General features: G+C 65.7%; 10 protein-coding genes. 2 read left to right on the top strand and 8 right to left on the bottom strand.

Annotation, left to right across the window (positions count from 1 at the left end; all coding sequences use genetic code 11):
- The 7 genes from ACR2JA_RS13885 to ACR2JA_RS13915 form a co-directional block, all read right to left on the bottom strand.
- The coding region (locus ACR2JA_RS13885; RefSeq protein WP_434009681.1) for an enoyl-CoA hydratase/isomerase family protein at positions 1-169 on the bottom strand (169 nt) is incomplete at its 3' end.
- Positions 170-193: 24 nt separating this feature from the next.
- A complete protein-coding gene (locus ACR2JA_RS13890) occupies positions 194-1,183 on the bottom strand; it encodes a Bug family tripartite tricarboxylate transporter substrate binding protein (RefSeq protein ID WP_434009672.1) in 990 nt (329 codons plus the stop codon).
- A gap of 38 nt (positions 1,184-1,221) precedes the next feature.
- Entirely contained in the window at positions 1,222-2,550 is a 1,329-nt protein-coding gene (locus ACR2JA_RS13895) for a malonyl-CoA decarboxylase domain-containing protein (protein ID WP_434009673.1), read from the bottom strand.
- Positions 2,547-3,215, bottom strand: coding sequence for a GntR family transcriptional regulator (locus ACR2JA_RS13900; RefSeq protein WP_434009674.1), 669 nt, complete (start codon positions 3,213-3,215; stop codon positions 2,547-2,549). The genes ACR2JA_RS13895 and ACR2JA_RS13900 overlap by 4 nt, the downstream gene beginning before the upstream one ends.
- Before the next feature lie 141 nt (positions 3,216-3,356).
- Entirely contained in the window at positions 3,357-4,163 is an 807-nt protein-coding gene (gene lgt, locus ACR2JA_RS13905) for a prolipoprotein diacylglyceryl transferase (RefSeq protein WP_434009675.1), read from the bottom strand.
- Between the two features lie 112 nt (positions 4,164-4,275).
- Complete coding sequence (gene ilvD / locus ACR2JA_RS13910; protein WP_434009676.1) at positions 4,276-6,135, bottom strand: dihydroxy-acid dehydratase; 1,860 nt, start codon at positions 6,133-6,135, stop codon at positions 4,276-4,278.
- A 135-nt stretch (positions 6,136-6,270) separates the two neighbouring features.
- A complete protein-coding gene (locus tag ACR2JA_RS13915; protein ID WP_434009677.1) occupies positions 6,271-6,510 on the bottom strand; it encodes a TIGR04438 family Trp-rich protein in 240 nt (79 codons plus the stop codon).
- Positions 6,511-6,631: 121 nt separating this feature from the next.
- Between ACR2JA_RS13915 and ACR2JA_RS13920 the strand changes: the two genes are divergently transcribed.
- Positions 6,632-6,937 (top strand): c-type cytochrome, encoded by a 306-nt coding sequence (locus ACR2JA_RS13920; RefSeq protein ID WP_434009678.1) that lies wholly within the window; start codon positions 6,632-6,634, stop codon positions 6,935-6,937.
- Between the two features lie 231 nt (positions 6,938-7,168).
- Here the strand turns inward: ACR2JA_RS13920 and acs are convergent, their stop codons facing one another.
- Positions 7,169-9,163 carry an acetate--CoA ligase gene (gene acs, locus ACR2JA_RS13925; protein ID WP_434009679.1) on the bottom strand — a complete coding sequence of 665 codons (1,995 nt, stop codon included), beginning with the start codon at positions 9,161-9,163 and terminating at the stop codon, positions 7,169-7,171.
- Between the two features lie 204 nt (positions 9,164-9,367).
- Between acs and ACR2JA_RS13930 the strand changes: the two genes are divergently transcribed.
- The gene (locus ACR2JA_RS13930) at positions 9,368-10,006 is read left to right on the top strand and encodes a YqhA family protein (RefSeq protein WP_434009680.1); all 639 of its coding nucleotides are present in this window, start codon (positions 9,368-9,370) and stop codon (positions 10,004-10,006) included.
- Positions 10,007-10,153 lie beyond the last annotated feature (147 nt).

Consider the following 10,153-nt stretch of genomic DNA (forward strand, 5'->3'; position numbering starts at 1 on the left):
CCTCGCCCGCCACCACCACCACGCGCACGTCGCAGCGGGCCTGCAGCTCGTTGAACACCTGGCGCAACTCGCGCCACATCGCGCGGGACATGGCGTTGAACTTGGCCGGATTGCTCAGGGTGACGCGGGCAATGGCGTCTTCGACGTGCAGGCGGATGTGACCAGACATGGGCAGGACGTAGGAGGCTTCGGATCAGTCGAGTTTCGCACCCGAGGCCCTGACCACCTGCGCCCATTTGCGGATCTCGGCCTTGATGAAGCCATCGAACTGCGCGCCGGTGAGGTTGGGAAACTCGGCACCTTGCGCGGCCCAGACCGCCTTGGCCTCGTCGGTCTGCACGGCCTTGCGGATCTCTTCGATGGCGCGGGCCTGTGCGTCGGTCGGTGTGCCCCTGGGTGCCCACACGCCGTACCAGGTGGTCACGGTGTAGTCGGGCAGGCCCAGCTCGGCGGCGCAGGGCACATCGGGGAAGGCGGGGCTGCGCTTGGTGCCCGAGACCATCAGCGCCTTGATGCGGCCACCCTTGATGTGACCCGCCGACGAGCCCAGACCGTCGAACATCATGTCGACGTTGCCCGCGATCAGGTCGTTGAGTGCCGGGCCGGCGCCGCGGTAGGGAATGTGGGTGATGAAGGTCTTGCTCTGCTGCTTGAACAGCTCGCCGGCCAGGTGGTGCGAGGTGCCGCCGCCGGCCGAGCCGTAGTTGAGCTTGCCCGGGCTGGCCTTGACCTTGGCGAGGAAGGCCTTGAAGTCCATGTTGGCGTAGGCCTTGGCGTTGACCACCAACACCTGCGGCACGCTGGCCACCAGGATCAGCGGCACCAGGTCCTTCTCGATGTCGTAGTCCAGCTTGGGGTACATGCTGGGCGCGATGGTGTGGTGCACCGCCCCCATGAAAAGGGTGTAGCCATCGGGTGCGGCCTTGGCCGCGATGCCAGCGCCCAGCGTGCCACCGGCGCCACCGCGGTTGTCGATCACCAGCGCCTTGCCGCTGAGTTTGGTGAACTGCGCCGCCAGCGGGCGCGCAAAGGCGTCGGTGCCGCCGCCGGCCGGGAACGGCACGATCATCGTGACCGGCTTGCTGGGCCAGGTGCTCTGCGCATGGCCGACCGTGCCGTACACCGCGGCGCTGGCCGCTGCGGCGCGCAGCACGTCGCGCCGATTGAATCCGTTGGCTTGCATGGGTTTTGTCTCCGTTGTGGTTGTGAAAGGGGTCTTCTTCAGGGGAGCAGGTCCTTGATCGCCGGGGCGATCGGGATCTTGCCTTGCGCGAGCGCGGCCCGGTTTTTGTCGAGCCGCTTGAGATCGTAGAGGTAGTTCACCATCAGGCCATAGGACTGCTTGAAGCCCTTGGCCGACGGATCGGCCGCCCAGTTCAGGCGCTCGACCCGCGCACCGTTGCCGAGGTGAAACCGCGCCACCGCGTCGAGCGGCTTGCCGTCTTGCAGCTCGGTGCCCGGGTAGCGCGCCGCCCACTGCTGGAGGGCCACGCGCGGGGGCGACTTCTCGGCCAGTTCCGGTGCGGCCTCCCAGGCTTGCAACAGCTCGGGCGGCGCGGTCTTGTTCAGCCAGCCGCGCAGGCCGGGTATGGGAGAGAGCGTCGCAAAGGTCTTGAGGCGCGGAAACTCTTCGTGCAGGCTCTCGACCACGCGCTTGATCAGCGAGTCGCCGAAGCTCACGCCGCGCAAACCGGTCTGGGTGTTGCTGATGGAATAGAAAATGGCCGTGGTCGCGCGGTCCAGATCGGCCGGCGCGGCGGATTCGTCCAGCAGCGGCGTGATGCTGGCGGCGATCTCGTTGATCAGCGCCACCTCCACAAAGATCAGCGGCTCGCCGGGCAAACGGGGATGGAAGAAGCCGTAGCAGCGGCGGTCGCTGTCCAGACGGTTCTTCACGTCGTCCCAGCTGCGGATGTCGTGCACCGCCTCGTACTTGATGAGCTTCTCCACCAGCGACGCTGGCGAGTCCCAGCTGATGCGGCGCAGCTCCAGAAAGCCGACGTCGAACCAGGTGGAGAACATGTACTCCATCTCCACGTCCAGCGCGAGCAGGCGTTTGTCGGCCTTGAGCTGCGCCTGCATGTCGGCCCGCAGGTTGACGAGGAAGGGGATGCCGTCCGGGTGGGCGCTGAAGCGCTGCAGCAGGCGCCGGCGCGGCGATACGGTGGCGCGGCGGAACAGCACCTCGGCTGCGGGCTGGTCGGGCGTACCGACCGCTTTGAGGTACTGGGCCTGCGCCGCCTGCACCTGTTGCGGGTCGGCCACGAAACGCTCACTCATGAGCAGCCACAGGTCGCGCCGGTGGGCGGGCGTGGCGCTGGCGTACCACCGGATCAGCGCACCCGCGCGGCGGCCACCTTCCACCTCGCTGACCAGCGGATCGACGATGGCTTTGAGCTCGTCGAGCTTGTGGCGCAACGCCCCCGGCGACAGGGCCTCCTCGCCCTGGCGCAGCCGGGCCTTGAGCCGGTCCTGGGTGGAACGCACCGCCACCGGTGTGGGGGTGCGCAGGCGCGCGACGCGTTCGGTGAGCCATTCGCGGGTGTTCATGCCGAGATCCTCGAAGTCTGCAGACGGGCCAGGTCGCGCAGCGCCACGCGCTGGCGGGTGAGGTGGGTGCGCATGGCGGCCTCGGCGCCCTCGGCGTCGCGCGCCTTGAGCGCGGCGTACACCCCCATGTGTTCCGACAGGCTCTGCTCCAGCCGTCCGGGCGCGTGCAGCTGTTGCAGGCGCGCCAGCTTGACGATCTTGCGCAGGTCGCCGATCACCTGCGCCAGCCAGCGGTTGTTGGCCAGCACGATGATGGCTTCGTGGATGGCGAAGTTGGCTTCGTAGTATTCGGTGATGCGTTTGGCCTGGGCGCTGCGCTGCAGCCGCTCGTGCAGCTGCTCCAGCGCTGCCAGGTCGGCATCGGTGGCGTTGCGCGCGGCCTCGAAGGCGCAGCGCCCTTCCAGCAATGCAATGACCGGGAAGATCTCATCCAGATCCTGTTCGGTGATCTGGCTGACAAAACAGCCCCGGCGCGGCTCGTGGCGCACCAGACCCTCGGCCGTCAGCACTTTGAGCGCCTCGCGCAGCGGGGTGCGCGAGATCGACAGTGCCGCACACAGCGCCGGCTCGTCCACGAAGCTGCCCGGGGCCAGGTCACCGGCGAAGATGCGTTCGCGCAACTGGGCGGCCACTTCTTCGTGCAGGGAGTTGAGGACCAGGCGCATGGGGTTCGGCTTTGTGATTACCTGTAATTACAGATAATTTTCAGCACAAAGACGCGCGCTGCCACCCGTGTTTACCCTCGCAGCGTGGTGGATCTCGTCAGATCGAGCGACGCCGGCATCCGGCGCTGGCCTTGAGCGGCTTCAGGCCGAGCGCCGACCGAACCACCACCACAGGCCGGCACCGCCCAGGATCATGGGCACGCACAGCCACTGCCCCATGCTCATGCCCAGCGACAGCAGGCCCAGGTGGGCATCGGGCTCGCGGAAGAACTCCGCGATGAAGCGGAACACGCCGTAGCCGAACAGGAAAGCCGCCCCCACCTGCCCCGTGGCCCGCGGCTTGCGGGCGTACAGCCACAGCAGCGCGAACAGCAGCACACCCTCCATCAGGAACTGGTAAACCTGCGACGGGTGGCGCGGCAGGTCGCCCGCGCCACGGAACACCATGGCCCAGGGCAGCGATGGGTCCGCCACCCGCCCCCACAGCTCACCGTTGATGAAGTTGCCCACACGCCCCGCCGCCAGACCGGTGGGCACGCAGGGCGCCACGAAATCCATCACCTGCAGCCAGGGCCGCTGGCGGCTGCGCGCGTACCAGACCATGGCCACCAGCACACCCAGCATGCCGCCATGGAAGCTCATGCCGCCCTGCCAGACCGCAAAGATCTCCAGCGGATGGCTGAAGTAATAGGCCGGCTTGTAGAACAGGCAGTAGCCGATGCGACCGCCCAGCACCACACCCATGACGCCGAGGAACAGGATGTCCTCCACGTCGCGCGCCGTCCAGGGCTGCGACTGGCGGATGGAGGCAAAGGGTTCGTGGCGCAGGCGCGCGCGACCGAGCAGCACAAACAGGCCGAAGGCCGCGAGGTAGGTCAGGCCGTACCAGTGGATGGCGAGAGGCCCGAGTTGCAGGGCGACGGGATTGATCTGGGGGTGCATCAGCATGGCGGCGATTGTGCCTGCTGCGCCCTGCCCGGCCCGCGCCTGCGGTTTTGCCAATGCCACAAAACCAACGGCCTCCGAAGAGGCCGTGGTTCGTCAGCCCAACGCGGCAGGCTCAGTCGCCGAGCATCGACAGGTTGCGCACGGCGCCCTTGTCGGCCGACGTGGCCAGCAAGGCGTAGGCCTTGAGCGCGGCCGACACCTTGCGCGCGCGCGGCTGGGCCGGCTTCCAGCCCTTGGCGTCCTGCTCGGCCCGACGCCGTACCAGTTCTTCATCGCTGACCAGCAGGTTGATGCTGCGCCGGGGAATGTCGATGCGGATGCGGTCGCCGTGGCGCACCAGGCCGATCGCGCCACCGGCGGCGGCCTCGGGCGAGACGTGGCCGATCGACAACCCCGAGGTGCCACCGGAGAAACGCCCATCGGTGAGCAGCGCGCAGGCCTTGCCCAGACCCTTGGACTTGATATAGCTGGTGGGGTAAAGCATTTCCTGCATGCCCGGCCCGCCCTTGGGGCCTTCATAGCGCACCACCACCACGTCCCCCGCCTTGACCTTGTCGGCCAGGATGTCGGCCACCGCCTCGTCCTGCGACTCGGTCACGTAGGCCGAACCCTCAAACACCAGGATGGACTCGTCCACACCCGCGGTTTTCACCACGCAGCCGTCCAGCGCGATGTTGCCGCGCAGCACGGCCAGGCCGCCTTCCTGGGAAAAGGCGTGTTCGCCAGCGCGGATGCAACCCTCGGCACGGTCGGTGTCCAGGCTGGGCCAGCGGGTGGCCTGGCTGAAGGGGGTCTGGGTGGGGATGCCGGCCGGGCCGGCCATGTAGAAGGTCTTGACCTCGTCCGACGGGTTGCGCGCGATGTCCCACTGGTCCAGCGCGTCCTTCATCGTTTTGGCGTGGATGGTGGGCACGTCGGTGTGCAGCTTGCCCGCACGGTCCAGTTCACCCAGGATGGCCATGATGCCGCCGGCGCGGTGCACGTCCTCAATGTGGTACTTGTTGGTGTTGGGCGCGACCTTGCACAGCTGCGGTACGACGCGCGAGAGGCGGTCGATATCGGTCATGGTGAAGTCGATCTCGGCTTCCTGCGCGATGGCCAGCAGGTGCAGGATGGTGTTGGTGGAGCCGCCCATGGCGATGTCCAGCGTGATGGCGTTCTCAAAGGCCTTGAAGCCCATGGAGCGCGGCAGCACCGATGCATCCTCTTGCTCGTAATAGCGCTGGCACAGTTCCACCGCCATGCGGCCGGCGCGTTTGAACAGCTGTTCGCGGTCGGCATGGGTGGCCAGCACCGTGCCGTTGCCCGGCAGGGCCAAGCCCAGTGCTTCGGCCAGGCAGTTCATGGAGTTGGCGGTGAACATGCCCGAGCACGAACCGCAGGTGGGGCAAGCCGAGCGTTCCACTTCGGCCAGATCGGCTTCGCTGACCTTGTCGTCCACGGCCATCACCATCGCGTCCACCAGGTCGAGCTTCTTGAACTCGATCTTCTGCGTGTCAGGGTTGGCCAGCCGAACCTTGCCGGCTTCCATGGGGCCACCCGAGACGAACACCACCGGAATGTTCAGCCGCATCGCTGCCATCAGCATGCCGGGCGTGATCTTGTCGCAGTTGGAAATGCACACCAGTGCGTCAGCGCAGTGGGCGTTGACCATGTACTCGACCGCATCGGCAATCAGCTCGCGGCTGGGCAGCGAATACAGCATGCCGTCGTGGCCCATGGCGATACCGTCGTCCACGGCGATGGTGTTGAACTCCTTGGCCACACCGCCTGCGGCCTCGATCTCGCGCGCCACCAGCTGGCCCAGATCCTTGAGGTGCACATGGCCGGGCACGAACTGCGTGAAGCTGTTGGCAATGGCGATGATGGGCTTGGTGAAATCACCATCCTTCATGCCAGTGGCACGCCACAGGGCGCGGGCGCCGGCCATGTTGCGGCCGGCGGTGGAGGTCTTGGAACGGTAAGCGGGCATGGTGAAAACGTTCAGTGTGGAGGTGCGGGGAGCGGGTGGAGATTATCCCGCAGCGGGTGCGCCAAGCGGCCAGCGGTGCCACATCCACAGGCCCGAAGGGGGCTCTGTGCAGAGGCGGTGGCCGCGGGTGGCAGGTCAGCGGCGTTTGGGTTTGATGCCCAACGCCTCGCGCTGCTTTTCGATGCGGTCGCGCTTTTTCTGGTCCATTTTTTCCATGGCCTTGCGTTTGGTGTAACCCGTGGCGTCGGCCCATGTCCACCAGACCACGGCCAGCGCGAACGGCGATAGCACCCACCACCACGACCAGTCGGCCACGAAACCGATCTGCAGGTACTTCAGAAGCAACAGGGCCACGCCTGCGACGAGGAAAAACATCACACCCTCCGGTAAAGGGCCCATGAAGCCCGCAAGAAACTGTAAGCACGCGTATCCGGCGGCCAGCGCTGGGTAAAATTAAGGCAGCGAAATATTCGCTTTCACCCACGAGGAAACATCCATGAAACGCGCTCTGATGATTATGGCCGCTGTGGCCGCTGTCTCCGCCCCGGCCATGGCCGACGAAGCCCTGGCCAAGAGCAAGAACTGCATGGCCTGCCATGCCGTCGACAAGAAGCTGGTCGGCCCGGCCTACAAGGACGTGGCCAAGAAGTACGCCGGCGACGCCAAGGCCGCCGACATGCTGGCCGAAAAGATCGTCAAGGGCGGCTCCGGTGTCTGGGGTGCGATCCCCATGCCCGCCAACACGCAAGTGAACGCCGCCGACGCCAAGAAGCTGGCCACCTGGGTGCTGAGCCAGAAGTAATCCACTTCGCGCCAGACACAACAAAAAACCCGCTGGTTGCCCAGCGGGTTTTTTGTTGCCCGGTGCCAGTCGGCAACGGGCGAGGGAGCACCTGGGATCAGTTGTTTTCAGACAATTGATCGAGGATTGCCGGGTTCTGGTGAGCCCATCACATCGCTGCGCGATATGAGTGCTCCCCGGTTCCCAACCTCGCAGCGCTTCGCGCTACACCCCGCATGCGCGGGGCCCTGATCAATTGTTTTCAGACAATTGATCCAGGATAGCCGGGTTCTCCAGTGTCGAGGTGTCCTGGGTGATGGCCTCGCCCTTGGCGATCGAGCGCAGCAGGCGGCGCATGATCTTGCCCGAGCGGGTCTTGGGCAGGTTGTCGCCGAAGCGGATGTCCTTGGGCTTGGCGATCGGGCCGATCTCCTTGCCCACCCAGTCGCGCAGTTCCTTGGCAATGGCCTTGGCTTCGTCGCCGGTGGGCCGCGAACGCTTGAGCACCACGAAAGCCACGATGGCCTCACCGGTCAGGTCGTCCGGGCGGCCCACGACGGCGGCTTCGGCCACCAGGTCGCTCTTGCCGACCAGTGCCGACTCGATCTCCATCGTGCCCATGCGGTGGCCGGAAACGTTCAGCACGTCATCGATGCGGCCGGTGATGCGGAAGTAGCCCCGGTCGGCGCTGCGCACCGCGCCGTCGCCAGCCAGGTAGTAGCCCTTGAGTTCGTCGGGGAAGTAGCTCTTCTTGAAACGCTCCGGATCGCCCCAGATGGTACGGATCATCGACGGCCAGGGCTTCTTGACCACCAGGATACCGCCCGAACCGTTGGGCACGTCGTTACCGGTTTCGTCCACGATGGCGGTGGTGATGCCCGGCAGCGGCAACGTGCAGGAGCCCGGCACCAGCGGCGTCGCACCCGGCAGCGGCGTGATCATGTGACCGCCGGTTTCGGTCTGCCAGAAGGTGTCCACGATCGGGCAACGCTCGCCACCCACGTGCTTGTAGTACCACATCCAGGCTTCGGGGTTGATGGGCTCACCCACCGAACCGAGCAGGCGCAGGCTGCTCAGGTCCGAACGGGCCGGGTGCACCTTCTCGTTGGCTTCGGCGGCCTTGATCAGCGAACGGATCGCGGTCGGCGCGGTGTAGAAGATGGTGCACTTGTGGCGCTCGATCATCTGCCAGAAGCGGCCGGCGTCCGGGTAGGTGGGCACGCCTTCAAAGACGATCTGCGTGGCGCCGGCGGCCAACGGGCCGTAGGCGACGTAGCTGTGACCGGTGATCCAGCCGATATCGGCCGTGCACCAGAAGATGTCGGAATCCTTCAGGTCGAAGGTCCAGTTCATGGTCATGTTGGCCCACAGCAGGTAGCCGCCGGTGCTGTGCTGCACGCCCTTGGGTTTGCCGGTCGAGCCGGAGGTGTAGAGCACGAACAGCGGGTGTTCGGCGCTGACCATTTCGGAGGGGCAGTCGGTCGACTGGCCGGCCATCACTTCGTGCATGAGGCTGTCACGGCCGGCCACCATGTTGCAGGCGGTGGGTGTGCGCTGGAAGACGATCACGTCCTTGATGCACTCGCAACCGCCCATGGCGATGCCTTCGTCCACGATGGCCTTGAGCGGCAGTTCCTTGCCACCACGCAGCTGGTAGTTGGCGGTGATCACGGCCACGGCACCGGCGTCCTGGATGCGCTCCTGCAGCGCCTTGGCCGAGAAGCCGCCGAACACCACGCTGTGCGTGGCACCGATGCGGGCACAGGCCTGCATGGCCACCACGCCTTCGATGGTCATGGGCATGTAGATGACCACGCGGTCACCCTTCTTCACGCCACGTGCCTTCAAAGCATTCGCAAACTGCGACACCTTGTTGAGCAGTTCGCGGTAGGTGACCTTGGTCACTTCGCCGCCGTCGGCTTCAAAGATGATGGCGGTCTTGTTCTCGACCGGCGTGCCCATGTGGCGGTCCAGGCAGTTGTAAGAGGCGTTCAGCTCGCCGTCTTCAAACCACTTGTAGAAAGGCTTGTTGGATTCGTCCAGCACCTTGGTGAAGGGCTTGTGCCAGGTCAGGGTCTCACGGGCACGCTGGGCCCAGAACCCTTCGAAGTCTTGTTCGGCTTCAGCGCACAGGGCGTTGTAGGCGTCCATGCCGGCGATGCGCGCGGCCTTGACGGTGGCGGCGCTGGGCTCGAACACGCGGTTCTCGACCAGGGTGGACTCAATGGCCGACGACGGTGTGGACATGGCTTGTCTCCTTGCTTTGGGAATGGGAATGAGGACCGCGAGACTGTGCGCAGCCGCTCTTACGAGCCACTTACACAACGCCTGCGCCCCTCGTGGCGAGGGCGGGCCGGCAGGGGATGGAGGCTCCTACAATTCCGGGTTGCGTGCCCTTGTGGTGCGACCTCTTTCGACACCCTCTGCGCACCGCGCCTGAACACGTTCAACATGAGCCAAGCCGCCAAGACACCGGGCACCACGCGTGCCCTGCCCAACCTGATCTTCGCCAGCCGCTGGCTGCAGTTGCCGCTGTACATCGGGCTGATCGGCGCACAGGCTGTGTACGTGTTCCAGTTCTGGGTGGAGCTGGTGCACCTGATCGAAGCCGCGTTCGGCAGCCAGACGGCACTGGCCACGCTGGTCAAGAGCAGCGGCTACCAAGCGGCGGCCATTCTCGGCCCCGACGGAAAAGTCATCGGCTACGAGGCCATCACGCACCTGAACGAAACCATCATCATGCTGGTGGTGCTGGCCCTGATCGACGTGGTCATGATCAGCAACCTGCTGATCATGGTCATCGTCGGTGGCTACGAAACCTTCGTCAGCCGCATGCACCTGGAAAGCCACCCCGACCAGCCCGAGTGGCTCAGCCACGTCAACGCGTCGGTGCTCAAGGTCAAGCTGGCCACGGCCATCATCGGCATCAGCTCGATCCACCTGCTCAAGACTTTCATCAACGCCGCCAACTACGACGAGAAGGTGCTGATCTGGCAGACGGTGATCCACTTCGTCTTCCTGCTCAGCGCACTGGCCATCGCGCTGGCCGACCGCATCATGCACCCGGTCGCCGAGGTCGCTGACCACTGACCGCACCACCCGACACCCCACGCACATCAACACGGAGCCCCACATGACCACCCTGATCCGCCAGAACGACCTCATCGAGTCGGTTGCCGCCGCGCTGCAGTACATCAGCTACTACCACCCGGCCGACTACATCGCCCACCTGGCCCG

Origin of the sequence: Hydrogenophaga sp., assembly GCF_051007235.1 — a bacterium.
Classification (GTDB): Bacteria; Pseudomonadota; Gammaproteobacteria; order Burkholderiales; family Burkholderiaceae_C; genus Hydrogenophaga.